The sequence below is a fragment of the Chromobacterium sp. IRSSSOUMB001 genome (assembly GCF_023507765.1).
GTDB lineage: Bacteria > Pseudomonadota > Gammaproteobacteria > Burkholderiales > Chromobacteriaceae > Chromobacterium > Chromobacterium haemolyticum.
Map to the genome: position 1 here is coordinate 166,225 of NZ_JALCYU010000005.1, position 25,140 is coordinate 191,364.

Annotated in this window: 20 protein-coding genes; 8 read left to right on the top strand and 12 right to left on the bottom strand. The window is 63.6% G+C overall.

Going from position 1 to position 25,140, the window contains the following annotated elements; translation table 11 throughout:
• Positions 1-19: 19 nt before the first annotated feature.
• Positions 20-934 (top strand): LysR family transcriptional regulator, encoded by a 915-nt coding sequence (locus tag MOV80_RS08400; RefSeq protein ID WP_161524058.1) that lies wholly within the window; start codon positions 20-22, stop codon positions 932-934.
• 12 nt (positions 935-946) lie between these two features.
• Here the strand turns inward: MOV80_RS08400 and MOV80_RS08405 are convergent, their stop codons facing one another.
• From MOV80_RS08405 to MOV80_RS08425, 5 genes are all read right to left on the bottom strand, one after another.
• Entirely contained in the window at positions 947-1,726 is a 780-nt protein-coding gene (locus MOV80_RS08405; RefSeq protein WP_118268056.1) for a PhzF family phenazine biosynthesis protein, read from the bottom strand.
• A complete protein-coding gene (locus tag MOV80_RS08410) occupies positions 1,723-2,433 on the bottom strand; it encodes a PAS domain-containing protein (protein ID WP_249605002.1) in 711 nt (236 codons plus the stop codon). The genes MOV80_RS08405 and MOV80_RS08410 overlap by 4 nt, the downstream gene beginning before the upstream one ends.
• A gap of 11 nt (positions 2,434-2,444) precedes the next feature.
• On the bottom strand, positions 2,445-2,870 hold the full coding sequence (locus MOV80_RS08415) for a DUF2000 domain-containing protein (protein WP_019101245.1): 426 nt from the start codon (positions 2,868-2,870) through the stop codon (positions 2,445-2,447).
• Positions 2,863-3,408: a GNAT family N-acetyltransferase gene (locus tag MOV80_RS08420; protein ID WP_249605003.1), complete on the bottom strand. Its 546-nt coding sequence runs from the start codon at positions 3,406-3,408 to the stop codon at positions 2,863-2,865. The genes MOV80_RS08415 and MOV80_RS08420 overlap by 8 nt, the downstream gene beginning before the upstream one ends.
• A 169-nt stretch (positions 3,409-3,577) precedes the next feature.
• Positions 3,578-4,597 carry a GntG family PLP-dependent aldolase gene (locus MOV80_RS08425; protein ID WP_081575470.1) on the bottom strand — a complete coding sequence of 340 codons (1,020 nt, stop codon included), beginning with the start codon at positions 4,595-4,597 and terminating at the stop codon, positions 3,578-3,580.
• Positions 4,598-4,846: 249 nt separating this feature from the next.
• Here MOV80_RS08425 and MOV80_RS08430 point away from each other — a divergent pair, with 249 nt between their 5' ends.
• A complete protein-coding gene (locus MOV80_RS08430) occupies positions 4,847-6,109 on the top strand; it encodes a hypothetical protein (protein ID WP_161524059.1) in 1,263 nt (420 codons plus the stop codon).
• Positions 6,110-6,150: 41 nt separating this feature from the next.
• On the opposite strand, the gene MOV80_RS08435 is transcribed toward MOV80_RS08430, so the two are convergent.
• The 4 genes from MOV80_RS08435 to MOV80_RS08450 all read right to left on the bottom strand — a co-directional run bounded on the left by MOV80_RS08435 (position 6,151) and on the right by MOV80_RS08450 (position 10,263).
• A complete protein-coding gene (locus MOV80_RS08435; protein WP_249605004.1) occupies positions 6,151-7,095 on the bottom strand; it encodes an ornithine cyclodeaminase family protein in 945 nt (314 codons plus the stop codon).
• Positions 7,092-8,057, bottom strand: a complete 966-nt coding sequence (locus MOV80_RS08440; protein ID WP_019101250.1) for a threonine/serine dehydratase — start codon at positions 8,055-8,057, stop codon at positions 7,092-7,094. The genes MOV80_RS08435 and MOV80_RS08440 overlap by 4 nt, the downstream gene beginning before the upstream one ends.
• A complete protein-coding gene (locus MOV80_RS08445; RefSeq protein ID WP_249605005.1) occupies positions 8,054-8,659 on the bottom strand; it encodes a PAS domain-containing protein in 606 nt (201 codons plus the stop codon). Before MOV80_RS08445 ends, MOV80_RS08440 begins: the two co-directional genes overlap by 4 nt.
• A gap of 167 nt (positions 8,660-8,826) precedes the next feature.
• Positions 8,827-10,263 carry a PhoPQ-activated protein PqaA family protein gene (locus tag MOV80_RS08450; RefSeq protein WP_249605006.1) on the bottom strand — a complete coding sequence of 479 codons (1,437 nt, stop codon included), beginning with the start codon at positions 10,261-10,263 and terminating at the stop codon, positions 8,827-8,829.
• 485 nt (positions 10,264-10,748) lie between these two features.
• Between MOV80_RS08450 and MOV80_RS08455 the strand changes: the two genes are divergently transcribed.
• The 3 genes from MOV80_RS08455 (at position 10,749) to MOV80_RS08465 (ending at position 13,131) form a co-directional block, all read left to right on the top strand.
• Positions 10,749-11,285, top strand: coding sequence for an inclusion body family protein (locus MOV80_RS08455; protein ID WP_043590123.1), 537 nt, complete (start codon positions 10,749-10,751; stop codon positions 11,283-11,285).
• 364 nt (positions 11,286-11,649) lie between these two features.
• Positions 11,650-12,180, top strand: a complete 531-nt coding sequence (locus tag MOV80_RS08460) for a hypothetical protein (RefSeq protein ID WP_019102870.1) — start codon at positions 11,650-11,652, stop codon at positions 12,178-12,180.
• 105 nt (positions 12,181-12,285) lie between these two features.
• Complete coding sequence (locus tag MOV80_RS08465) at positions 12,286-13,131, top strand: glycoside hydrolase family 16 protein (RefSeq protein WP_249605007.1); 846 nt, start codon at positions 12,286-12,288, stop codon at positions 13,129-13,131.
• A 185-nt stretch (positions 13,132-13,316) separates the two neighbouring features.
• Here the strand turns inward: MOV80_RS08465 and MOV80_RS08470 are convergent, their stop codons facing one another.
• From MOV80_RS08470 to MOV80_RS08480, 3 genes are all read right to left on the bottom strand, one after another.
• The gene (locus MOV80_RS08470; RefSeq protein ID WP_249605008.1) at positions 13,317-19,814 is read right to left on the bottom strand and encodes a putative adhesin; all 6,498 of its coding nucleotides are present in this window, start codon (positions 19,812-19,814) and stop codon (positions 13,317-13,319) included.
• Between the two features lie 330 nt (positions 19,815-20,144).
• Positions 20,145-20,774 (bottom strand): LysE family translocator, encoded by a 630-nt coding sequence (locus MOV80_RS08475; protein ID WP_019101264.1) that lies wholly within the window; start codon positions 20,772-20,774, stop codon positions 20,145-20,147.
• 318 nt (positions 20,775-21,092) lie between these two features.
• A complete protein-coding gene (locus tag MOV80_RS08480; RefSeq protein WP_249605009.1) occupies positions 21,093-21,539 on the bottom strand; it encodes a GNAT family N-acetyltransferase in 447 nt (148 codons plus the stop codon).
• Between the two features lie 201 nt (positions 21,540-21,740).
• Between MOV80_RS08480 and MOV80_RS08485 the strand changes: the two genes are divergently transcribed.
• The 3 genes from MOV80_RS08485 to MOV80_RS08495 all read left to right on the top strand — a co-directional run bounded on the left by MOV80_RS08485 (position 21,741) and on the right by MOV80_RS08495 (position 25,044).
• Entirely contained in the window at positions 21,741-22,055 is a 315-nt protein-coding gene (locus MOV80_RS08485; protein WP_052051932.1) for a DnaJ domain-containing protein, read from the top strand.
• Between the two features lie 129 nt (positions 22,056-22,184).
• Positions 22,185-23,633, top strand: a complete 1,449-nt coding sequence (locus tag MOV80_RS08490) for an alkaline phosphatase (RefSeq protein WP_161524065.1) — start codon at positions 22,185-22,187, stop codon at positions 23,631-23,633.
• Positions 23,634-23,682: 49 nt separating this feature from the next.
• Entirely contained in the window at positions 23,683-25,044 is a 1,362-nt protein-coding gene (locus tag MOV80_RS08495) for an alkaline phosphatase (RefSeq protein ID WP_249605010.1), read from the top strand.
• The last annotated feature ends 96 nt before the right edge of the window (positions 25,045-25,140 follow it).

The following is a 25,140-nucleotide window of genomic DNA, read 5'->3' on the forward strand; positions in this document are numbered from 1 at the left end:
CTTGTGCTAAGGTGAGGCCATGCCCATGCCCGACCTCAATCTGCTGATCACCCTGGACGCGCTGCTGAGCGAAGGCAGCGTGGCCCGCGCCGCGCGGCGCCTGCGGCTCAGCCCCTCCGCGATGAGCCGCGCGCTGGCGCGGCTGCGCGACGTCACCGGCGACCCGCTGCTGGTGCGCGCCGGCCGCGGCCTGACGCCGACGCCGCGCGCGTTAGAACTGCGCGAACGGGTGCACGCGCTGGTGCTGGACGCGGAAAGCGCGCTGCGCCCGGCCGGGACGCTGCGGCTGGACAGTTTGCAACGCAGCTTCACGCTGCGCTGCAGCGACGGTTTCGCCGAGAACTTCGGCCCGCGGCTATTGGAGCGGCTGCAAGGCGAGGCGCCGGGCGTGCGGCTGCACTTTCTGCCCAAGCACGACAAGGACAACGCGCCGCTGCGCGACGGCGCGGTGGATCTGGACACTGGAGTGGTGGGCCACGAAGCCGGGCCGGAGTTGCGGGTACGCATGCTGTTCCGCGACCGCTTCGTCGGCGCGGTGCGCGCCGGCCACCCGCTGGCGACCGGCGCCATCGACGCCGCCCGCTACGCCGCCGGCCGCCATGTGATGGTGGCCCGCCGCGGCGGACTGCTTGGGCCGGTGGATGAAGCGCTGAGCGCGCAAGGTCTGAGCCGCGATGTCGCGGTTACCGTGGGCGGCTTCGCCACCGCGCTGGCGCTGGCCAGCGCCAGCGACCTGATCGCCACCGTGCCGGAACGTCACACCGGCCGTCTGCGCGCCGGCCTACACAGTTTCGCGTTGCCGCTGACGGTGGCGGAGATCACCATCTCCATGATCTGGCATCCTCGGCTGGACGCGGACCCTGCGCAGCAATGGCTGCGCGCCTGCGTCAAGGCGGTGTGCGACGAGCAGTTGGCGGCGGAAGCCGCCGTGTGAAACACGCCGTGCCTAAATGTAAATCTCGCCCTTCAGATACAGCCTCGCCTGCCCCAGCAAAGCCACTTCCTCGCCTTCCACCCGACACTCCAGGCTGCCGCGGCGCGCGCCGCCCTGGCGCGCCAGCAGCCGGGTCTTGCCCAGTACCCCGGCCCAATACGGGGCTAGCCAGCAGTGCGCCGAGCCTGTAACCGGATCTTCGTCGACCCCCACGCCGGGCCCAAACCAGCGGCTGACAAAATCGCAGTCCTCGCCGCGCGCGGTAACCGCCACCCCGCGCTTGGGAAAACCACGCAGCCGCTGAAAATCCGGGCGCAGTTCCGCCAGCCTCGCCGCGTCGTCCAACACCACGATGTAGTCGTCGGCGGCCAGCACCTGGCCGGCGTCCAGGCCCAGCGCCGCCAGCAGGCCGGCCGGCTCGGCGCAGGGCCGCGGCGTCACCGCCGGGAAGCGCAGCTCGATGCGCTCGCCATCGCGCCGCGCGCTCAGCTCGCCGCTGCGGGTCTGGAAAGCGATGCGCTCGCCGCGCCAGCCCAGCTCATGGAACAAGACCCAGGCGCTGGCCAGCGTGGCGTGGCCGCACAAGTCCACCTCGGTGGCGGGCGTGAACCAGCGCAACGCCATCCGCTCGCCATCCGCCACTAGGAAGGCGGTTTCGGACAGATTGTTTTCCATGGCGATGGCTTGCAGCGTGGCGTCCGGCAGCCAGGCCGGCAACGGGCACACCGCCGCCGGGTTGCCGTGGAATACCGCATCGCAGAACGCGTCCACCTGATAGATTGGAAGCTTCATGTCTCGTCCCCCTTCCCCGCGCCGCGAATTTCGTCCAGATAGTTGTAGATGGTGTAGCGGCTGACGCCCAAGGCCTCGGCCGCGCGCTCCACCCCGCCTTTGACGATGAACAGACCCTGCTCCAGCATCTGCGCCACCGCCTGTTTCTTGTCCGCCTTCTTCATCCGCGCCAGCGGCTTGCCGTCCAGTGCTTGAGCGATGATGTCCCGCATCGCCTCGTCCATGGCCGGCGGCTCCGGCGCTGTCCGCGGCGGCGGCGGCGCGCGGCTCACCAGCGTCTGCAGGCAGGCCAGCGCCGCTTCAAGCTGGCTGCGATCGCTGTTCAGACACAGCGCGGCGAAGGGTTCGCCGGCGGTGGTCTTGAAAACGGCGCTGGCGGAGAGCAGCCGCCGGCCGTCGCGGCTCAGCGTGTGGTAGCCGGACACCAACGCCGGCTCGGCCCCGCCCTGACGCATGGCCTGCTCGATGGCGGCAAAGCCCCGGTCCCCGGCCGGGCCACCCAGAATGGCGTCGCCTAGCCGGCGGCCGGACACATGGCCGTTCTCGATGGAAACGATGGAACATTCCGGCCGGCTCAGATCATGCAGCACCACTTCTGTGTGCGCGTCCACCATGGTGCCCGCCAACTTGACCACGGCGCTCAGCGCACGCAACACGGCCTGTTTTTCCGCCTGGGCCGAATCGGTCTCCCGCTTCGAGTCTTCCATGCAAGCTCCCGTCAACGGTAAAGGCTGAACTTGCGCGTCAGCGCCCCCAACTCCGCCTCGGAGCCGCACAAGGCCACGCCCCAGTATTCCAGCGCGGCCGCCGGGGTGGCCGCGGTGCGGCGCAGCTGTTCTGCGCTGCCGCCCTCTCCCATGGTGTCGGTGAAATCCACGCAGGCCACGCCCGCCTCGGCCGCGGCCTGACGCAGCTGGGCCAATTTGGAGGAGTTGTCGGCGCGCAGCACAATGAAGGGGTCGGCCGAGATCGCCGGGTGCACGCCACCATCGGCGTCCACATAATCCACGTGGTTTATCGCCGCGTCGGCGCGCCGCAGCCGGCAGGCCAGGGCCAGCGCCAGATGGCCCAACACATTCATCGCCCGGCCCGGCTCCAGCCGCTTGTGGATCACCGCCACGTATTTGCGTTCCGCCTCACTCATCGCCGCCCTCCTCCGCCTCATGCTCGGCGCGCAAGATGGCGTAATTGGCCAGCGACAGATAGCGGCCGTCTTTCCATTCGCACTCGCGGCTGACGCCTTCCAGGGTAAAGCCCGCGTTTTGCAACAGCTTGCGAGAGCCCAGATTGTCCACCTCCACTTGCGCGTAAACGCGGTTGAGCGGGAAGCGACGATAGGCCAGCCCCAGAAAACCGCGCAGGGCTTCTTGCATATAGCCGCGCCCCCAGTGTTCCGGCAGCAGCCAATAACCCAGTTCGCCGCAATGGTGCTGCTCAGACCAAGAGCTGATGCCCACCGCACCCAAGAAGCGCCGGCCCTCCAGCGTTTCCAGCGCCAGCCACAAACCGCTGCCGTCGGCGCGGATATCGTCGAACCAGCGCATCTGCGCGCGGCAGTCCTCCTCGCTGGCGTAATGGATGCCGTAATGCTTGATCACCTCCGGGTGCGACAGCCCGTAAAACACATTGGGCAAATTCTCGGCGCGAAATTCACGCAGCGCCAGCCGCTCCAATTGCAACATCGTTTCCCTTTCATGCCAGCGGCCCAAGCGCGAATCTCTCCGGGCTTGGGCCGCTTAAATTCAACAATATGTTGAAATTTACATTTTTAGTTGAAACATTGCAAGAGCGGCTCCACACCGTACACCGCGTCGCGCAGACTGGCCGGGAAGCCACGATGTCGGCGGCCGATCACAGGCTGGCGCGAATGATGTCCGCCGCCCGCTCCAGCTCCCGCCGCGTCACCAGGCTGCTGCAAGTGAAGCGCAGCAGGTCCGGCTTCCAAGCCAGCGCCATCACGCCCCGCGCCGCCAGCCGCGCCGCAACGCCCTTGGCGTCCGTCGCCTCGATGAACACCATATTGGTCTCCACCGGGTATTTCAGCCGCGCCGCCTCGCCCAGCCTGCGCCCTAGCCATTCGGCATTATCATTGTCCTGCTGCGTCACTCGCTGCCAGTGCCCCATCTTGTCCAGCGCCACGCCGGCCATCAAGCCAGACTGATGCAGACAGCCGCCATGCCATTTTCGGAATACCCTGGCGGCCTCTATTTTTTCCGCCGGGCCGGCCAGGATGGAGCCGAACGGCGCGCCCACGCCCTTGGAGAAGCAAAAGTTCAGCATGTCCGCCGGCCGCACGTAGCGCGCCGGCGGCATATCCAGCCGGGTGCAGGCGTTGAGCACCCGCGCGCCGTCCAGGTACAGGCTCAGGTCCATTTCGTCGCACAGCGCGCGCATGCGCCTCATCTCTTCCACCGGATAAACAATGCCGCCGTAGCTGTTAATGCTGCTTTCTATCGCCACCACCTTGGGCGCAGCATAGAGCTTGGACCAGCGCGCCTTGGCCTGGATGGCGATGCGCGCATCGGCGGCGGTGAGAATGCCGTCCGCGCTATGGTAGGGGTTCAGCACCAGACCGCTGTTGACGCTGACCGCAGAGGATTCGAAGAAGTTGATGTGATAGCCCACCTCGGTGACGACTTCGTCTCCGGGCGCGGCCAGACAGCGCAGCCCTACCTGGTTGCTCATGGTGCCGGAGGGCATGAACAGCGCCGCCTCCTTGCCGAACAGCTCGGCGCAGTACGCCTCGAGCTCGCGCACATAGCGGTCTTCGCCGTAACAGTCGTCGCCGATCTTGGCGAAGTCCAGCGTCTCCACGTCGCTTTTGCAGATCCGCGTCAAGGTGTCGCTTCTCAAATCGATGATGTCCGGCATGTCTGGTCCCGTTCCTGAAGGTCGGTTGGAGGATGCGGCAAGGGAAGCGTCCGACAAGCGGCGGCGAGGACAAGCTTGCGCCTTGGCGTGCAGATGAAATGCGAGGCAAATGCTAGGGGCCGGCCATCAATGATTCAACACGACTTTCGATAAGGTAGCCGCCGGCCGGCGGGCTAGTTATTCGTACGGAGTGCGATTTTACGCTGGGGAACTACCATGGTAGCCACAGCGCCAGCCAACGAGGCCGCCATGAAAAACCTGAAATATCACAGCTTGTGGATAGGCCTGCTATTGCTGGACATCGCCGCGCTGTACTGGCTGCCGCGGCTGATAAAACCGCCGTTCTCCCTTTCCCAGCATGCCAGCCATTTCGTGCTGGGCCTGTTGACCACGGCTCTGGCGGCCGCGCCCTTGATACGCTTTCTGGTGATCGGCTGGGGCGCCCGCTACGAGGAGTTCCGCAACCGCCTCAACAACGGCGCGCTGATCTATTACCTGCGCCAATTCTGGCAGCCGCGCACCGACAAGCACCCGCAGTTGAACACCTGGCCGCTGCCGGAAAACGAAGAAGTGGAAGCCGCCGCCGAGCAACTGTTCGAGCAGATCTACCGCGAGCACTACGGCCGCGCCGCCTTTCTCACACCGATGGCGCTGATGCTGATCGCCATCCTTTGCATGAGCATGCTTTACCTGCTCGCCGCCAACGAACAGCTGGTCACGCCCTTCAGCACGCAGATCGTCTGCGCCGCCATCGCCGGCGCCTATCTGTTCGTGGTCAGCGACATGGTGCTGAGCGTGCGCAAGCGCAGCCTCAACGTGGCGGACGTGTACTGGTACGCGCTGCGCATGATGCTGGCCATTCCCATCGGCGCGGCCGTCAGCGCCGCAGGGTCCGCCGAGGCCGCTTCCGCCGCGCAGACCGTGTCCGCCTTCGCCGTCGGCGCCTTTCCGATGGACACCCTGTTCAAGCTGTTGCGCCGGCTGGTGACGCTGAACCTGAACGCCAAGGAACAAGCTCAGGAAAACGACCAGTTGATCCAGCTGGAAGGCGTGACCGCCAATATCTCCGCCACGCTGGCGGCCGAGGGCGTCAACTCCATAGAACAATTGGTGTGCATAGACCCGGTACTGCTCTCCATCCGCACCGGCTTTCCGTTCAAATTCGTGCTGAGGCTGGGCTCGCAGGCCATCGTCTGGCGGCACTTTGGCCAGCACGCCGCCGCCCTGTCCGCCATGGGGCTGGCGGACGCGCCCGCCATCGTCACCCTGAACGAGATGCTGAAAAAAGAACCCGGCTCGGCGCTGCGCCAGCAGGCGGACAATGTGGTCGCCGACATCGTCGCCCGGCTGCAAGCCAAGGACGGCGTCGCACTCTCTGCCGACACCGTCAAATTCAACTTCCGCCAAATAGGCAAGGAAAACTACACCCGCTTCCTGATGGCGGCGCAAAAACAGGGGGGCCACGCCCGGCCGCCGCTACGGCCGGTGCACGGTTTCCCGCATGCGGCCTGAGAACCTGTTCATGGTCTGCTGGGCGTCGGCGATACGGCGTCTCAGGCCTCAGCCTCCAGCACGCATTTGGCGATCTGCGCGTCCTGCACCGCCAGCCCGGTCAGGTCCGCCAAGGTAACCTCATCCTCGCTTTGCCGGCCCGGCCGCTCGCCGGCCAGCACCTGCCCCAGCTCCGCCAGGCTTTCGCGGACCAGCAAGCCGGCGGCCAGCGCGTGCGATACCTCGCCGTAAGCCGCGCACTGGGCGATGGAATCCACCACCACGCGGTCCGCGCCCGCCACCAGCTCCATCGCCAACTCCTGCTTGCCGGCGGTGTCCGCGCCCACCGCGGTGACATGGCTGCCGGGCCGCAGCCAGCCGGCTTGCAGAATGGGCTGGCTGGACGGCGTGCAGGTGACGATCAATTGGCAGGCGCGCGCCAGCGGCTCGGCGTCCCGCGTGGTCCGCAGCCGGTAGCCCTCCGCCTCGAATTCGGCGGCGAAGGCCGCCAGCTCGGTCTCGGAACGTCCCCATACCCATACCTCGCGACACGGCGTCGCCGCCTGCAAGGCGCGTAATTGCAAACGCGCCTGCAAGCCGGTGCCGACAACCCCTATCGCCGCCACCCGGCGCGGCGCCAAAACCCGCGCCGCCAGCCTGCCGGCCAGCGCGGTGCGCCAGGCGGTGAGCCAGCCCTCGTCCCGCAACAGCGCCAGCGGCGCGCCGGTGCGGGCGCAGAAGCACAGCACCAGGCCCTGATTGCTGGGCAGGCCGCGCTTGGAATTATCGTAAAAGCCGGACGACACCTTGACCGCGAACAGGCTCTCGCCCTCCACATAGCCGGACTTCACGCAGCAATCGCCGTTGGCCTCGGCAAAAGCGAAATGCTGTACCGGCGGCAACTGCGCGCGCCCGGCGGAATAAGCGATGAAGCCCTGGCGCAGCAGCGCCTCCGCCCGCTCCAGATCCAGCCGCGCCAGAATCTCGTCCTTGTCCAGCGTCCTCATGCCGCCACCGCGCTCAGGAACTTGTCCAGCACAATATTGCGGCCGCACAGCACCACCGCCACCTTCTTGCCCTGATAACGTGGCGCCAATTGCAGCAAACCCGCCAGCGCCACCCCGGCCGCGCCCTCCACCATCCAGCGCTCGGTTTGCGCCAGCAGCCGCAGCGCCGCGCGGATATCCGCCTCGCTGACCAGCGCGCCATGGCGGATCACGGCCCGGCACAGCTCGAAAGTCACCGCGCCCGGCTCCACCCCGCCGGCGGTGCCGTCGGACAAAGTCTCGCCCTCATCCACCTCGACGATGCGGCCGGCTTGCAGGCTGGCGTGCATGGTGGCAGCCGTCTCCGGCCAGCAGCCCACCATTTCCACATCCGGCGCCAAACGACGCATGGCCGCGCCGATGCCGGAAATCAACCCGCCGCCGCCCACGGAGACGAAAACCGCGTCCAGCTCCGGGCATTGCTCCGCCAGCTCCATGCCCACCGTACCCTGGCCCGCCACCACTTCCAGATCGTTGTAGGGCGACACAAACGGCAGGCCCGCCCGCCGCGCCGCGTCCCCGGCGGCCAGCTCCGCCGCCAGCGCGTCGCCGTCCACCAGCTCCAGGTCCGCGCCCAAAGCGCGGATGGCGTCCAGCTTCACCGCGGCGGCGGACGCCGGCGCGTATACCGTCACCGGCACACCCAACAAGCGGCCGGCCAACGCCACCGCTTGGCCGTGATTGCCGGTGGACGCGGCGAGCACCCCGTCCCGCCGCGCCGCCGGGTCCAACAGCCGCAGCTTGTTGCTGGCGCCACGGAACTTGAACGAGCCGGTGCGCTGCAGATGCTCGCACTTCAGATACACCTCGCAGCCGGTCAAGGCGGACAGGGCCGGGCTGTGCTCCAACGGCGTGACCGGCGCCTGCGGGCGGATGGCCTGGTGGGCGGCGGCGATGTCGTCAAACAGGGAATCCAGTTTCATGCTTGCTCCTTTAGCTCTTTCAAATGCTTGAAAACCGTGGCGCGGCCCATGCCCAGCACGTTGGCCACATAGTTTGCGGCGTTCTTGCCGCGAAAAGCGCCCTCGTGCAGCAACGCCTCCACCAGCTCGCGCTTGTGCTCGCGGTTGAGAATGGACAGGCTGAGCTGGCGCTGTTGCAGCCAGCCGTGGATGAAGCGGTTGATGCGCTCCTGCCAGTCGTCCTCGAACAACACCGCCGGCTGCACCACCAGCCTGCTGCCGGACAGGAACAAGTCCAGCGCCGCCCGCGCGCCCTCGAACACCGAGATATCCAGGTTCACGCACATCATTCCAAGCGCGGCCCCGGCGTCGTCGCGCAGCACCACGCTGATGGATCGCAGTTTGCGGCTATCCCAGTTCAGCTTTTCGTAAGGGCCGATCACCGTCGCGTCCGGCGTGTTTTCCAGTTCGTCCAGGCCGGAATCGTCGCCCAGCTCGCGCTTGGAAAAATTATTGGCGATATAGGCCACGGACTGGGTGGCCAGGTCGTGCAACACCACCTCGGCGTAGGGATAGAACAAGGTGGCGATGGCGTCGGCGATGGACTGGTAACGGGACAGCATGGCGGCACTCACATTGGATCAATGAATCCATCGTAGACTTTACAATCCATAATGTAAACAAAAAAGTCCACTTTGGACTAAAAAATACAAAACAAGAGCAAAATAAAAGCCGGCTCAGCCGGCTTAGGGATCAGGCGCAGGCGGTCAAACCGCACGCCCAAACGCCTTCAGCGCCCCAATTGCAAACGCGGCGCGCCAAATGGCACCGGCTCACCGCTGGGATAGGCGTGCGGCCACACCAGCGGCGGCGTGCTCCAAGCGAAATCCTGACCCTCGAACTCAATGAAGTAAGCCTGCCAGCCCGGCAGCGAAGCGTCCGGCTTGAACTCGAAGCGACAACTGCCGCGTCGGCACTGGCCCTCAATCGGCTTGGGCTGATAACGGATGCCGGAATTGAAACGGAAATCCCGGCTCTTGGGATTATGCGCCAGCCACAACGTGGCCTTGCCCGCTTCCCGCCCCGTCACGCTGACGCGCAAGCGGCCACTGGCCGGGTCCGCACCCACCTGGGCCTGCGGCATGGGCTTGCCGGCCAGCCAACGGCGCATGAACTGCCGCAAGGCCTTGCCGATCTGATCACCCTTCACATAGTGCGACTGGTTGGGCAGATAGCGCAGCTGCGTGGGGCCGGTGAAAGCCGGTAGATAGCTCCAGGCGGAATCCGGCACCGCGAAATCGTCGCCGGAGGCGGAAATCATGTACTTGCTCAAGCGCTCCATGCTAGCGCGGTAATTGACCACGTCTTCAAACTTCAACAAGGCGTCCAGGCCGGCCCCGCCCTGCAAAACGTCTTCGGTGATGCCGTTGCGCTGATAATCGCGCAGCGCCACCGGCCACTGCTGACCGTAGCTGTTGTAAACATGGGTGAAGTTGTCGCGCACGTTCCAGAAATCCGCCACCACCGGCACGATGGCGCTCACCCGCTTGTCGTTCAAGCCGGCCAGCCAGGTGGCCCAGCCGCGCTTGGACGCGCCGGCCACCACAAAACGCTCGCTGCCCGGCAGGCTGCGCTGCAAGGCGTCCATCGTCGCGCTCACCGCCTGCGTCATAGGCAGATGCAGGGAGCTGAAGCGTTCCGCCTGCGGCTGATCCACCGTCTTGCGCCAGGTATAGGCCACCAGCGCGTCTTCGCGGCCGGTGGGCTGCTCGTCCAGCTGCAATTCCTGATTGGGCACGAAATACAGCTCGGCCACCGGCACGCCCAGATCGCGTGCCAGCGCCTCCGCCGGCAAGCGGTCCGGCAGCTTGGGCGGCTGCGCGTGATTGCTGCCGCCGTTGACGTACAGCAACACCGGCGCGCCCGGCTTGCGCTTCAAGGGCAGGACCAGCTTGTACTGCTGCTCCCACAGCGGCGCGTTGCTGACAATGCCGCTGCCGGCTCCCGGCCATTGCTGCGACACCATCCGGTACATCCGCACCTCCACTCCGTCCTCCACCACAGAGCTGAGCAGCTCGGCCGGCTGCTGGCTGGCCTTGGCCTGTTGCAGATATTGGGAGACCACCGGCGATTCGGCGGCCGGCAAGGACTTGGCCGGCGCGACAGCGGGCCATGACAAGCACAGCGCGGCGCAGGCGCGCAGCGCAAAGGGGAGAGAAATGTTCATCGGCGGAATGTATTAATTGTTAGAGAGTGGATGCTAGATTTTGCAACAAATTAGTACAAAAACTCAAGAAAAACCACATTCGCTCCCTCCCTTGTCGCTTGGCGAGTCGGCCGGGTCGAACTCATTGAAAATAAATCATCGCAATGCACACACGCCTCCCATTTAATTGCGGCTAACAATTCAGCCTTACATTCAAAAAAAAACATCAGCACAACCATGCAAAGACTGAGTGTCACAACCAAGTTTCTAGGCAACTAAAGTCAAACTTACGCGCCGCTCCGGATACGAAACAAGTCAGCCGAAGCAACTCCATATTGATATTTTCACCAAGCTCACCAGACTGGCATTTATGATGGTTTTTTTGAACCTCCCTTGTAAAAATAAAACTACACCTCTAAAAATAAACAGCTGTGTAAAGCCCTCCTCTACGCAACAACTCATTCACTTTCCTTTTGGCAAGTTTTGCCATTTTAAGGAGCAGCGACATGGAACTTTTTTCTTCTTCCGGTTTTGTATATATCAATATGATTGTTGATACTGAAGCCATTATTGATCGATATAAAAACCCCAGCACGGTGGAACAAAGCCCCACCATGGTCAACGACACCTCTTTATTTTATTTTGTTGCCACCAAGGGCAACACCATAACTGGCTCCGGTACTGGAAATTTGAAAATCAGCGCCACGGTAGGAGATGGAGTACGCTGGGCCGGCGTTTCCGAATCGAACAACTTCGAAAACAGCGTGATGGTGTACAAAATTCAACACCAAAGCGGTCAAGAAGTTATGAGCGACGCAAAATTCATGGTTTACACCAAGGAAGCAGCCGTCCCAGCCAGCAATAAAGAGCCATTTCCGCCCAAAAGCAAAGACCAAGCTTATTGGTTCATGAGTGCGGAAATCATAGATAAAGGCACGGAAAACTATACAGTGCATTTCGCCGTATTCAATCGCCCTAAAAATGGACCGCAAACACTTTACGGCTACTTCAAATGGGATCCCGCCATTGAAGTTAAAGGCTAAGCTCAGCAGTCATTAAAACCAATCCGGGGGCCTACATGGCCACCCGGATTGCCGAAATCAAACCAACAACGGCCGCGAAACCCGGCGCGCCGGCCTGTTGGCCAAGGACACCGCTTCCATCTGGCGCAAACACCATATGGACAGTTTCCTCCAGAAAACCGCCGCCTGGACCCGCGTCCGGCAGTAAGCGCCCTTTCCGCCCCTGCTTGCTCCGCCTGTCCCAAAGCGCAGGCCCTCCCCATGCCTTTTGCATTAATCTTGTACGATAAATCGCGCCGTGCCCTGTTGGCGCAATAACTTACAGCCGCCCGCTTTTAAAAAACCTTCATCGAGTCACCACACCCGACTTTTTCAGGATTCAGCCATGCCCAATCATCTCTCCCCAAACGGCTTCGGCGCCGCACTGGCGGCTCTCGCTTTATGCTTGATCTCGGCCGCGCCGGCTCAGGCGGCGGAATGCCGCGCCACCGCGGATGTGAACGCCAGCGTCAAATCCATGGCGGACAACACTGCAATGGAAGGCCATATCAGCATCCACATCCGCGGTCAGCCCACCGAGGCGGGCAAATCCCAGTTTGACAGTTGGGATCAGTTTAAAGGCACCTTCACTACCTGGAAGGGCTACCCCGGCCCCAAAGGCCCAACACCGGCCAAGTGCGGCACCCGACCGGCGGAGTCCGATTGCGTGCCCGTGAGCGCCATTTATCCCGGCGGCTGGCCCGGCACGCTGCCCACCACCTGCCAGACGGTGAATGCGGCCACCAAGCTCTGCACCCAGTCCCAGCCCTTTCCCGCGGGGCAACCCATTTACCTGTCTTTCCGCTATTCGAAGAACAGCAAGGGCAAATGGATCATGAATACCGCCTACCCCAGCCTAAACTCGAATTGCTCTTGAACCGTTGTCCTTGCCGCGCTTGGTAAAACTGCCAAGCGCCGCCACGCCAGGCTGCTCCCGCTTACGGCTATGCTGAGCGCCGGACACACTCGCGCGAGGCAAGCGATGAAAAACAAGATAGCGGCATGCGCCGCGGGAATGGCGCTGCTGGGCGGCAGCGCCGCGGCGGCTAATTGGCAACTGGCATGGCAGGACGAGTTCAACGGCGCGGCGCTGGACAGCGCCAAGTGGCGGCTGGAGTTCGGCTCCGGCCCTTGGGGCCTGCACGAGCTGCAGTACTACACCGCTGGTGACAATGTGACGGTGCGCGACGGCGCCTTGCATATCACAGCGCGGCGGCAGGCTTACGGCGGCCGCGACTACACTTCCGCGCGCATGCGCAGCCAAGCCGCCTGGCGCTACGGCCGGATCGAGGCGCGCATCAAGCTGCCTTACGGCCAGGGCATGTTTCCGGCGTTCTGGATGCTGAACCGGCAATGGGATCAGCCCGAGCATTACGGCGAGATCGACATCCTGGAAATGGTGGGCAGCGAGACCGGCGCGGAAAACGCCACCGTCTGGGGCAGCGCGCACCGGCCCAAACCCGGCACGCCGGCCGGGACGGTACAAACGGCGTCGGCCTCCTACGTCACGCCGGACCTGGGCTGGTTCAACGACCGCTTCCACGACTTCGCCGTGGAGTGGTCGCCGGCGGCGATACGCTATTTCGTCGACGGCCGGCTCTATCAAACGGTAACGATGAAGACCGACGGCGGCGACGGCTGGCGCGCCCTGCAAGAGCCGGCCTTCATCGTGCTCAACCTGGCGGTGGGCGGCGACTGGGCCGGCGCGCCGGACGCGTCCACGCACTGGCCGCAGGAGATGGTGGTGGATTACGTGCGGGTATACCGGGACGCGGCGACAAGCCCAACGCGCCGCGCGCCGGCATCGGCCGCCTCGCCGCTGCCCTGATGTCCTGGACGCCGCGGCATCATCAACCCCGCTGCGCGCACTCCGGCTAGCGCAGCAACTGATCCAGCAACGCGCCGCGGACTACGATGTAATTCGAAGCGTTATTTGGCCATCAAGACCATGAATATGTCGATGGCGTTCAATCACCCTCAGGGGCGGCTTTTTGTTTGCATGCCACCCCATGCTCACGACTTGCCGGCAGCGCCCGCCAGGCGCTGCCGCTCCTTGAATTTGATGATGTCATCGCGAGTGATGGTCGCCATCCCTTTTGACGCCGGCGGCTTGAGCGGCGCCGACCTGGCGGCGGACGGCTCCGGCCGCCGCGTCAGCACATAGGGTAGTATCTCGCGTATCTCGCGCTGGACGCGGACGCCGTCTCCGTTGGGCGTCAGCGTGACCGCCTCATAGACCCAGTAACCATCGAAAGGCGTTTCATCCCCATCCTGCGGCGCCGTTCCCACATCGCGCCGCTGGCGCGGCGCGTCTTGCCCCTGCAGCGGCGTCTTGGTGAACTTAACTTCATAGCCCTCACCCAATCCGGTTTTAAGCGATAGCAACGTGCCGGGCGCTTTTTCCTCACGGCAGGCGGCGAACACCAGCTGCTTATACTGGCTGTAGCGGCCGCCCGGCTTCATTTCCTCCAGCAGGTCTTTCAGGGTTTTCTTGTTCCCGGCCAGATCGCTGACGGTGAGCAAGTCCATCTTGCTCTCGCTGCCGCTGACGCGGTTGTTCAAAACCGCGAGCCGCGCTTCTTCCTCCGGCATCTTTTCGTAGTGCTTGATGTGGTAGTTCTTGACCCAGTTTTCCTTGGCCACCCCCGCGTTCATTTCGGTGAAGGCGGAGTAACCCTGCCCTACGTCCCCCTTATTTCGCAGCCGCGCGTAAATGGCCGGGTATTCCGCGCCGTCCAGCAATTTCTGCGTGGGCAGAAAAGCGGCCGAACTAGGCGGCTCCAGCAACACCTGACCGTGCGGCCCCAGAAACACCAGATCCTTGCCTGCCGGCAGCAAAGCGTTGCGGCTGTCCCGCGTGTACCAGCCGTGAGCGCTAAGCACCAGCGTTTCGGCCGGGTCTCCGTCAATGGAAGTCAGCGTGAAATTGGCGCCGGAATCAGTGCGCAGTTTTTTAAACAATGCTGGGTGACTGCTTTGTAACTGCTCCAGCTGGCCCACGGCTTTCCGGCGCCGGCTGGCCAGGTCGTCGAAACTCGAGCCGGCGGCTTCCATACGCTGGAGCGTGCCTTTTTCCGCCAGGTATTTTTTCATGGCTTCCTCAAATTCAGCCTTGTCCGCGTAGTCTTTCAGCTTGGGCTTGACCGGCCCCGGGGACAGGGCGCGCTCAGCCGCCTTGACCCCGCTTCCGGCTTTAGCCGGCACTTGAATGCCGGAAGGCCCTGGGCGCGGGAGGCCAAGCGGTCCCGGCGGATTCAGGATGTCCTCGGCCTGCTTGTTCAAGGCCATGAAAGGACGTTCCCCTTTTTGCAGCCTGGCCAAGGCGTAAATGGCGCGCGCGGTTCTCCCGTTGCCGTCGCCAAACGGGTGATAGCGCACTACGGCCGCATATAGGGCGTCTGCCAGGTCCACTTGGCCCGCCACGCTTTTGGCCTCAATCTGGGCCAACGCTTTTTCAAAGCCGGAACGCGCGATGTCCGAGCCCATGAAGACGGGATCGCTGCTGGAACGAAACGCCCGTGGCAATTGCCCGGCAGCCGGCTTGTAAACGGCGTTGTGGAGGCTTTCCATGGTGCGAACATCCAGTAAATCCGCCTCGCGGTGCCCCTCCAGCGCGCTCTGAATTCTGGTTTTTAGTTCCTGAGCTTCCGCCGCGGTCTTGGCGGAGCGGCTATTGCCGGCAATCCAGCCCGCAGCCGCTTCTTCCGGCACACCGGGTATCGGCTGACGAGGCACGGCCGGCGGGTGATCCAGCAGTTGGCGCATATGGCCGTTGACGTCGCTCAAACGGGCCAAGTCCGAATCCAGCCTCCGCTGAACCTTGGCCTGTTCCGTGGCGAAGTCTCCCCAGGCGAAGCGGGTTTTTTGCTGGCCTTCGAAATCTCGCAACAGGTTGTTGCGTATGGATTGCCGTACCGTCTCGCGGTTGGTCAATTTCGCCAGATCGCGCGCTTGCGCGCCTTCCTGCATGGTATTGACCAGTAGATCCACCTTGCGCGGGTCCGCCAAGCGGCTCCAGTTCATTTCACCGAGCACGGAGGGTATGACCCGGCGCGACACAGCCTTGGCCTGGCGGTAGAGCGTGATGGCCTGATTCACGTTTTTGACCGAGTACGCCGCCTTGACGCCTTGTGAAATCAGCGGCGCGCCGCCCGCCACCGCGCCCACGCCGCCCAGCACCCCGGCAATGATGGCTTCGGTGCGGAAGGCTTCCGCCTGGTCAGGCCGGTCCGACATATGGGCTTGCACGGCGCTGGCGCCGACATAGGCCGCGTCCAAAGCCAACGACGCCATGAACAGGCTGAGACGGGCCAAGACCGAGCCTGTGCCGGGGATGGCCACCGCCAGCCCGATGGAGCCGATGGTGAGGATTTTCTTGGCGACTTCCAGCGCGGCTTCGGTGATCTGTTCCGGGTAGCTGAACACCAGGGTGTCGATATCCGATTCCAGCCGCTCCATCAGGCCGTTGTACAGTTGATCGGCCAGCTGCTCCCTGCCCTGGCTGGCAACAAAGGAGAATGGCCGCTCCGTTATCACGCCAAACGAGGGGGGGAACATCAGCCCTCCCGGCACTCTCTTGATGACTTTGTATTTGAAAGCGCTCTGGTCTTGCTCATATTTAAGCGCTTGGTAAGAGGGCTGCTTGCTAAAGACCCACTCCTGGAACGCCTTGTTTTGAGGAAACGTAGACAACACCTCACTCTTCTTGCGTCCCGAATCAATGTAGTCATGCCGGCTGCTGCCGATATGGAAAAACTTGTCGTCATCCACGCTGAACATGACGCCGCCGGCCGGGCCGGCCGGAATCATGAATACCCCGTTCAACGCCGTGCCGTGGAAAGACACCGCTTGGGCCTGAACCTTGCCCTCCAGAAAGTCCTTCACCGCTTGCGCGTACAGCGGCGTCTGGTGACCGCGGCTCAAATATTCCAGGCAGCGCACATTGATCATGTCCTGGTAAAACGACTTCATGCCGGCGGCGTTGTCCGGCTGGTCCCGATAGGCCTTGAGCTCGCGCTCCATGGCTGACTGCAAATTGTCCTTGGTCAGCGCATCCACCAGTTCCTGGTGCTGCATGCCGGTCACGCGGTATTCCCGCCCGGAGGAGTCCTTCAGGCGTTTGCTTTCATACAAGTACTGGCCGGTGACGATTTCCGTCAGCGTAAAGTAGCGGCTGGCGGGCAACGGCGCTCTCGGGCCTTGCAAATTAGGGTTGGGATGCACTCTGGGAAAGTAATCGACCCGTATCTTGCTGTCCGGCCGCAACTGCGTCTTGCTTCCCTTGCGCTGTTCAAAGGCGCTGATGCCCTTGCGGATATAGTCGTCAATATATGAGGCGGGATTCAGTATCGGCTGATACAGCCGCTCCACCCGCTCCAAGCTTTGCTCGCCCTGAAGCTGAAACGCTTGCGCCAGCGCTTGGTCGGTGCTTGGCGGCGCGTCGGTCGGTGCGGCCGCTCCTGTCAACTGCGCGCTTTGCCCGGCGAAGCCCTGCCGGTAACGCTCAACGATGGATTTGCTCAAATCGTCCGTCTGAGCATCGGCCAGCGCGGACAAATCCTTCAAGATGACTTGGCCAAACTCGCGAAACTCGTTGAGGCTCGGCCTGTCCTTGATGTCGTCTATGAAAGCGCTGGTCAGCTCGATGGTCTTGAGCAGCCTCCGGATATCGCGCTCTTTACCCGGAGGCAGCTCCCGTACTTCGCCTGCCTGATCCGCCTTTTCGAAAAGGCGGTTGAACTCGGTGCGGATCGCCCTGCTCATGTCCAGATTGTGCAGCACCTGATCAATCTGAAACGGCAAGTCCTCCTCATCGTCTACTTTTTCACTTGGCAAACTCCTGGCCGCCCGGTGCAGAGGAGCCCCTTCTTCCCCTTCCAGCTCCACGGCGAACTGCGGCTGATCGAATACAAAATGGAGATCGTCCACATCCAGCTGCGTGATGATGTCATGCGCCAGCCGCAAGGCTTCGTCCTTGGCCGGGTTTGGCCGCGCCCCGTCTTGGCGCGCCCAGCCATAAAGCAAGGCCCCGCCCGCGGCCATGGCGGCAATGCCAAGCAGAAGCGGCGCTTTCTGTTCCCATAACGCGGATCCGCCGGTTGCCGGCGCCTGCTCGGCCACGGGCGGCTGGAACGGACTACTTTCGTCCTGAGGCGCTGCCGGGGCGGAATGCACCAGTATTTCCTTCAGCTCTATCTCCGCCGGCAACGGTGCTGGCGCGTCCTGACGCGCGCGCCACAAGGCATAACCCACGGCGGCCAAGCCCAGGGCTTCCAGGCTGATGCCGCCGGCCAATTGCCAATTGGCGGCCAGCCAGGACGGCGCGGCCGGCTGCGCGGTGGCCGGCCGCGCGGCGCTGGCGGCGTCGACGCCGGGCAGCAGACTCCAGGGCTGCTGCACCAACGCATCGCAAGCAGACATGACGGCGTCCGCCAGCCAGTTTTCCATGCGCCGGGATAGTTGTTCGCGCAAGTCCCGCACACTCTCGCTCTTACTGTCGGCCAGCGCGTCCAGCCATTGATTGCCCCAGGCCAGCCAGGAGTCGGCAACCGGCTGCGCCCCCACGGTTTGGCCGGCCTCTCTCAACGCCGGCAGCAAGGGAATCAGATCCACCAGTTTTTCCAACTGTGGATAATGCCGCACCACCTGATAATCCTTGAGCTGGCGCGCCAGCAGCCGCAAGCGGTCCTCGGTTTCCACCGGGTCCTGGCTGTTGAAGGCCAGGCAAACCTGATAAGCCAGCCTGGCGTTCAAGTATTGGCTGTAGGCAAACCGCAGGGTCTGGTTCTGGCTTTGATCATGGGCGACAAACCATTGCAGCGTCTGCTCCCAACTCGTGTGGTTTTGCAGGGCTTCCGCATACTGCACGGTGGCCGCGGCCAACGGATCGCCCATCAGCTTTTCCACCAGATAAGGTTTTGCCACCGCCACGAAGCTGCCGGCCATGCGCTGAAACATGCCGCCCCAGCTTTCGGAAGCCGAACTTTCGCGGTAGAACTTTTCCAGCTCCTGCGCCGCATGAGCCGGCAACCAGCGGCCGGCGATATGAGCGCCGGCCCAAAGGCCTAGGCTGGGCGCGGCGGCCTTGCCAAGATCCCGCATCAACAACGCCCAGGATTCCGGACTCCGGTTCAACGTCAGCAGGCGATTCAACAAGACGACCGTGTCCGCATCCGTACCCAGCGCGCTCTGAAACTGGCGGGTCCAAGACCATACCGGACTCTCCGAGCTGGCTTGGCCCAAAGCGCTCAACAGCCACAATGCCTGTTCGCCCAAGCCGCTGTCCGCCGGGCAGCGGCCCAGTTGATCGGCAAACTGAAAGGCCGCCAGCAATTGCTCCGCCTGAGCGGAGCCGCCCAGCAACATTTCCAGATGCGGTCGCAACGACTCCCGCAGCTCCGGTCGGGCCAGGGTTTCGGCCAACCAGCCCAATCGCTCCGCAAGCGACCCATTGACAGGATAAGGCACGGTCTTTTGCGTCTGAGCCAGCGCCTTGCCCAAGCTCAGTAAAGATGGGGCGAGCTGCTGTTCCAGCAGCGGATTGTCCGTCAGAATCCCCAGGTAATCGCCCAAATCAGCCTCCTGGGGCAGGGCTTGCCACAACCGCACCTGGCCCAGAGTCTGCCTCACCGCGCCCAGGCTCTGCGCCATGCCGTCCAGCCAATCTTCATCCAGCGCTCGCTTCAACTGCGGATCTGTCAAAAGCTTCTCCGCGGCGGCCGTCAGTTCCAAGGTCTTGCCCAGCACGGAAGGCTGATCCTTCAACTCCAACAAGCTGTGCTCCAATGACGCCCACTGCCCGCTGGCGCTTTTCAACCAAGGCCCCACGGCGTCGAGATAGGCTTTCAATTTCCGGCCTTCCTGAGCCCCCACGCCTTTACCGCTGGCCAACTGCCGGCCAAGCCGGTCCAGCGCCGCGGCCAGTTCTTCCAGTTTGCGCTGAGGGCTGTAATTGCCCTTGCAGATCTCACGCAACTCTTCGTAGCTGTCCTTGAACGCGCGAAGTTGCGGCAGCGGGATCGCCTCGAGGATGAGTTTTTCAAGCACCTTGTGAATGACATTGCTCGACATATCCGACAGCATGCCGGCCACGGCCAGGCTAGGCCGAGGTTCTGACTGCGCAGTCTCGTCCGCACAGGGAAAAGCCGCCAGATAGGCTTGCGGGTGCAACTCCACTTCCTGAATCACCTTTTGGGCGAACTGCTGCAAATACGCCGGCGCGCCCTGTCCCCCGCTCCGCCAATCGTAAGCGTTCAGCTCCGCCAGCATTCGGTCGTTATCCCAATGTGGGGACAGCGGCTGCTGTTCCGAATGCAGTTTTCCAGCCGCCATTTTGAGCAGTGCGGCGCTGTCATGGTCCCATTGGCGGATATCGCGCAGTTTTTCCGTTTCACGCAGCAGCGAGGGATAGTAAGCCAAGGTGGTTTTACCCTGCGGGGCTTCGGCCGGGCCCTGGGCATGAACCAGACTTTGAGACGCGGCCAGGCGCGACAGCTTGGAGGAAATCATCATATTTGCAGGCTTTCGGATCGCGGATAAGGTGCGGGGTCTACGGGCGGCGCTCTATTCGTTTGCCCAGATTCGTCGTTGAACTAGTCTGGATGAAATGTGTTGTGAGGCGCTTAATTCACAACTACGCGAATTCCAGAGCAAATGAGGCGGGCTTGGCGGATGACGCGCGGTCTGGCACCGTAGCTTTTATAAGGACGCAGCTTAAAGAACCTCTGGTAATCCGGACTTGCAAAAATTGTTGATTTGGCGAAATGGTTTTATTGAAACCGCCGCCCAAATAAAAAAGCCCGCCGATTCCGGCGGGCTTGTTCTTGTTCAACGGCGAGACGCTCAGCTCATATCGCTGCGGCGGTAGAGGCTGAGGCCGATGGCCAACACCGCCAGCATGCCGGCGCAGCTGCGGTTGATCCAGCCCATGACGCGGGCGGAGAAGGTGCGCATCGCATGGCGGCCGCCATAGGCGTAGATGAACATCATCACGCAATCCACGCTGGCGGTGACCACGGCCAGAATCATGTATTGCGGCACCGCCGGCTGGTCCTGGCGGATGAACTGCGGCAGAAAGGCGGTGAAAAACAGCAGCCCCTTGGGATTGGACAGGCCCACTACCAAGGAACGCAAAAACGTGCCGCGCCCGCTGGCCTCGCCGCTCTGCGCGCTGGCCGCCAGCGCCTGAGTGGGCGCGCGCCACATCATCCAGGCCAGATAGACCAGATAGGCGGCTCCGCCCCATTTGACGATGGAAAACAATTGTTCCGACGCTTGCAACAGCGCGCCCAGGCCGCAGCCCACGGCTGCGATCAACAGCAGATCGGACAACACCGCGCCGGCAAAGCCGTAGCTGGCGATGCGCATGCCGTGGCTGGCGCCGTTGTTGAGCGCCAGCAGCATGGACGGACCGGGGGTGATCATCACGGCGCTGACGGCGACGATATATAGCAACAAGGTGGTGAAACTCATTCAAAACTCCAGGACGGCTATCATCTATGACTTGGCGCGGCCACCCGAAAACAGTCGACGACGAAGGCGCGCGCGAAACACGACGTCTTGGCATGAAACAGGGAACTGGGTATTGCGGACAGGGGCGGCAAACAACGCAGAGCCGGCATCATAATATAAAAGCCGGCGCGGCTGTAGTGGCATATTGGCTTATGCTTATGCGCTTAAAGAAGAAGCGCTCCCTCTTTACCTGCAAGCGGCGCGCCTCCAAACGCTCGGGAGCCCGCGTATCCGGCACGCCCCCGGCTCATCAGTCTCGTCGCCGGAGGCGCGCCTCGTTCAGCCCCCGCGCCGCTTCTCGTACACCGCATCTCCGCCCTCTGCCAAGCCGGCTTGCCGCCACCCCTGGCGCTGGTAAAAGCCGTTGGCGCGGATGGCTTCGTCGCCGTCGGTGGTCAGCCGGATCACCAAATGGCGCTGAAACAGCGCGGCCTCCGCCTGGCGCAACAGTTGCCGGTCCAGGCCCAAGCCCTCAAACTCCGGCTTGATGAACAAGGCGAACACTTCGCCGGCGTCCAAGTCAGCCATGGCGAAGCCGGCCGGCTGGCCGTCCTGCTCCGCGATCCAGGCGCAGGGCGCGGCGGCGATGGTTTCGGCGATAGTCTCCGGCGTGATGCCAAGGCTGGCCAGTTGCTCGATGGAAAGGTGGTTTTGCCGGACGCTGGTGCGGATATCGAACAGCGCGGCGATGTCGGCCCGGACGGCCGGACGGATGGTGGAACTCATACGCTTCCTTGCGGGCCGCCACCTCCCCGGATCGGCAGGCGGCTCTGGATTAAAGAACATAAGCGGGCCGGGTGGGACCGCCCGCCGGCGGCAAAGTTTCGCCGGCCGCGGCCCCGCGCCGGGAACCCGCGGCCGGCCCGCCGCTCCATATTGCTATTCCGTCCGCCTGCGCGGGCGACCCTCTGCCAAGGAGCCGTATCGATGCGATTGATTGCGCTGCTGTTGTTTGCCCTGCTGGCCTACTGGCTGATCCGCCGGGCGCTGAGTCCTTCGCGGCCGGAGGCGCCGCCGGCCAACCCCGTCTCCGAGACCGAACGCGCCTGCCAGGTGCTGCAAGTCGCCTGGCCCTGCTCCGCGGAGGAACTGAAAGCGGCTTACCGGGCGCGGATGGCGGAATACCATCCGGACAAGGTCAGCGCCTTGGGCCTGGAACTGCGTGAACTAGCGGAACGCAAAAGCAAGGAAATCAACGCCGCCTATCAACGGCTGCTGCCCCTGTGCGCCAAGCAACGCTGAGCGCGGTTCGCCAACGCCCAAGCCCCCTCCCGGTTGACTCGGCAACAAAATCTTCATCAAAACCTCTCCTGGCCGAAACATGCGCCCACTATGCTGTGCCGGATTTTTTCATGCCCGGAACATAACATCATGCGCATCCTCAGCCTGACCCTGGCCGTGACGGCCGCCATCGGCCTGGCCGCCTGCGGCAGCAGCGGCGGCCCCTCCAGCGGCTCCGCCAACAACAACCAGGGCCTCCGTCCCGCCGCCAAGAACGTGATCTTCTTCCTCGGCGACGGCATGGGCATCAACACCACCACCGCCGCCCGCATCTACTCCGTGGGCGAAGACGGCGAGCTGACCATGGACACGCTGCCGGAAAGCGGCTTCGTCAAAACCTTCTCCAACGACGCCCAGGTCACCGACAGCGCTCCGTCCATGTCCGCCTACATGACCGGCGTGAAGATGAACAACGAAGTCATCTCCATGTCCACCGATACCCAGGCCAAGTCCCCCACCGCGGACTACACCTCCAACTGCGGCGGCGGCAACGGCCAGCCGGTCAGCACCCTGCTGGAACTGGCCAAGGCCGGCGGCAAAGCCACCGGCGTGGTCACCACCACCCGCGTCACTCACGCCACTCCGGCCGCCACTTACGCCCACGTTTGCCACCGCGACGCCGAATCCGACATCGCCGCCCAACTGGTGCCGGGCGGCGCGCTATACAACGCCAAGCTGCAAGACGGCGTGGACGTGGTGTTTGGCGGCGGCCGCCAGTTCTTCCTGCCCAAGGCCGCCGGCGGCAAACGCGCCGACGGCCGCGATCTGGTGGCGGAGCTGAAAGCCAAGGGCTACGGCTACGCCGCGGACAAAACCGGCTTCAACGCGCTGGACCCGGCCAAGACCAACCGCGCCGTGGGCCTGTTCACCAGCAGCCACATGAGCTACGACCTGGACCGCGACGCCGCCAAGGAACCCAGCCTGGCCGAGATGACCGCCAAGGCCATCTCCATGCTGGCGGACCGCAAGGACAAGCAGGGCTTCTTCCTGATGGTGGAAGGCGGCCGCATCGACCACGCGCTGCATGAAACCACCGCCAAGAAAGCCTTGCAGGACACCGTGGCCTTCGACCAAGCGATCAAGACCGCCATCGACGCGATGAAACAGCGCGACCCGGAGCTGAAAAACACCCTGATCGTGGTCACCGCGGACCACGACCACACCCTGGTGCTCAACGGCTACGCCCAGCGCACCGGCAAGACCACGCCCGCCAACCCCGGCGTGCTGGGCCTGGTGAAAAACTACAGCAACGGCAGCGTGGCCACCGACGCGGACGGCATGCCCTACTCCATCATCGGCTTCGGCAACGGCGAAAACCGCGTCAACGGCAACCGCAACGCCGCCGCCGCGCTGACCGACGCCGCGGTCTCCGCCAACGACTACCACCAGGAAGCGGCGGTGCGCATGCCGGCCGGCGGCGAAACCCATGGCGGCACCGATGTCTACATCGGCGCCATCGGCCAGGGTGCGGACGCCTTCCACGGCTTCCTGGAGAACATCGACGTGTTTGGCCTGGTGAAGAAAGCCGCCGCGCTTTGAGCCGCGCCGCCCCCAAACGCTACGCAAATATCCATACAAGAGAACCGCAATGAAACCGATGATGAAACCGCTGCTCAGCGTCGCCGCGCTGGCCGCCGCCCTGCACGCGCTGCCGGCCCAGGCCGCGGGCGAAGCCAAGAACGTGATCTTCTTCCTGGGCGACGGCATGGGCCCCACCACCGTCACCGCCTCGCGCATCTACAAATACGGTGAAGCCGGCAAGCTGAACATGGAACAGCTGTCCCGCACCGCCCGCGTCAAAACCTTCTCCAACGACGCGCAAACCACCGACAGCGCGCCGTCCATGTCCGCCTATATGACCGGCGTGAAGATGAACAACGAAGTCATCTCCATGTCCGCCGACACCCGCGCCATCGACCCCAACAGCAACGGCACCGGCAACTGCGGCAATGGCAACGGCCAGCCGGCCACCACCCTGCTGGAACTGGCCAAGGCCAAGGGCAAGGCCATAGGCGCGGTGACCACCACCCGCGTCACCCACGCCACCCCGGCCGCCACTTACGCCCACGTCTGCCACCGCGACGCCGAATCCGACATCGCCGCCCAGGCGGTGCCGGGCGGCGCCGGCTACAACGCCAAGCTGGGCGCCGGCCTGGACGTGCTGATGGGCGGCGGCGGCAAATTCTTCCTGCCCACCGCCTCCGGCGGCAAACGCCCGGACGGCCGCAACCTGCTGACCGAGATGCAAGCCAAGGGCTACACCCTGGTCAGCAGCGGCAGCGAGCTGGCCGCCTTCAATCCGCAGTCCGGCAACAAACTGCTGGGCATCTTCAACAAAGACCACATGGACTACGAGCTGGACCGGGTGAAGAACAATCTTAACCAGCCCAGCCTGGCGGATATGACCGCCAAGGCCATCGACACCCTGTCCCGCAACGGCAACGGCTATGTGCTGATGGTGGAAGGCGGCCGCATCGACCACGCGCTGCACGGCACCAACGCCAAGCGCGCGCTGGAGGACACCATCGCCTTCGACAACGCCATCAAGACCGCGCTGGCCAAGGTGGACCTCAACAACACCCTGATCGTGGTCACCGCGGACCACGACCACACCATGACCATCAACGGCTACGCCAAGCGCGGCAACCCCATCCACGACATCGTGCGCGGCTACGCCGACGGCAAGGAGTCCAAGGACGCGGACGGCGCCACCTACACCGCCCTGGTGTTCGGCAACGGCCCCAACCGCAAGGCCAGCCGCGTGTCGGTGGACTCCGCCACCGCGATGGGCGACGACTACCAACAGGAAACCGGCATCCGCCTGTCCAGCGAAACCCACGGCGGCGGCGACGTGATGCTGATGTCCGGCGGCGCCGGCTCCAAGGGATTCAAGGGCGTGATGGACAACACCAAGGTGTTTGGCCTGGTGAAAAGCGCGCTGGGCTTGTAAGAACCTGTTTACGATCTGCTGCGCGTCGTGGAGCGTTACACGGTGAGGACAAGCTCAAAATGCTCATGTACCACGTGTACATTCCGCTTTTTCGCT

Coding starts and splice junctions, on each gene's coding strand:
- MOV80_RS08445 (WP_249605005.1), bottom strand. CDS start 8,659: ATGCTGTCCCGTTACCAGTCCATCGCCGACGCCATCGCCACCTTGTTC.
- MOV80_RS08460 (WP_019102870.1), top strand. CDS start 11,650: ATGCCCAATCATCTCTCCCCAAACGGCTTCGGCGCCGCACTGGCGGCT.
- MOV80_RS08420 (WP_249605003.1), bottom strand. CDS start 3,408: ATGTTGCAATTGGAGCGGCTGGCGCTGCGTGAATTTCGCGCCGAGAAT.
- MOV80_RS08485 (WP_052051932.1), top strand. CDS start 21,741: ATGCGATTGATTGCGCTGCTGTTGTTTGCCCTGCTGGCCTACTGGCTG.
- MOV80_RS08405 (WP_118268056.1), bottom strand. CDS start 1,726: ATGAAGCTTCCAATCTATCAGGTGGACGCGTTCTGCGATGCGGTATTC.
- MOV80_RS08400 (WP_161524058.1), top strand. CDS start 20: ATGCCCATGCCCGACCTCAATCTGCTGATCACCCTGGACGCGCTGCTG.
- MOV80_RS08465 (WP_249605007.1), top strand. CDS start 12,286: ATGAAAAACAAGATAGCGGCATGCGCCGCGGGAATGGCGCTGCTGGGC.
- MOV80_RS08480 (WP_249605009.1), bottom strand. CDS start 21,539: ATGAGTTCCACCATCCGTCCGGCCGTCCGGGCCGACATCGCCGCGCTG.
- MOV80_RS08425 (WP_081575470.1), bottom strand. CDS start 4,597: ATGCCGGACATCATCGATTTGAGAAGCGACACCTTGACGCGGATCTGC.
- MOV80_RS08475 (WP_019101264.1), bottom strand. CDS start 20,774: ATGAGTTTCACCACCTTGTTGCTATATATCGTCGCCGTCAGCGCCGTG.
- MOV80_RS08490 (WP_161524065.1), top strand. CDS start 22,185: ATGCGCATCCTCAGCCTGACCCTGGCCGTGACGGCCGCCATCGGCCTG.
- MOV80_RS08450 (WP_249605006.1), bottom strand. CDS start 10,263: ATGAACATTTCTCTCCCCTTTGCGCTGCGCGCCTGCGCCGCGCTGTGC.
- MOV80_RS08410 (WP_249605002.1), bottom strand. CDS start 2,433: ATGGAAGACTCGAAGCGGGAGACCGATTCGGCCCAGGCGGAAAAACAG.
- MOV80_RS08470 (WP_249605008.1), bottom strand. CDS start 19,814: ATGATGATTTCCTCCAAGCTGTCGCGCCTGGCCGCGTCTCAAAGTCTG.
- MOV80_RS08415 (WP_019101245.1), bottom strand. CDS start 2,870: ATGAGTGAGGCGGAACGCAAATACGTGGCGGTGATCCACAAGCGGCTG.
- MOV80_RS08455 (WP_043590123.1), top strand. CDS start 10,749: ATGGAACTTTTTTCTTCTTCCGGTTTTGTATATATCAATATGATTGTT.
- MOV80_RS08435 (WP_249605004.1), bottom strand. CDS start 7,095: ATGAGGACGCTGGACAAGGACGAGATTCTGGCGCGGCTGGATCTGGAG.
- MOV80_RS08495 (WP_249605010.1), top strand. CDS start 23,683: ATGAAACCGATGATGAAACCGCTGCTCAGCGTCGCCGCGCTGGCCGCC.
- MOV80_RS08440 (WP_019101250.1), bottom strand. CDS start 8,057: ATGAAACTGGATTCCCTGTTTGACGACATCGCCGCCGCCCACCAGGCC.
- MOV80_RS08430 (WP_161524059.1), top strand. CDS start 4,847: ATGAAAAACCTGAAATATCACAGCTTGTGGATAGGCCTGCTATTGCTG.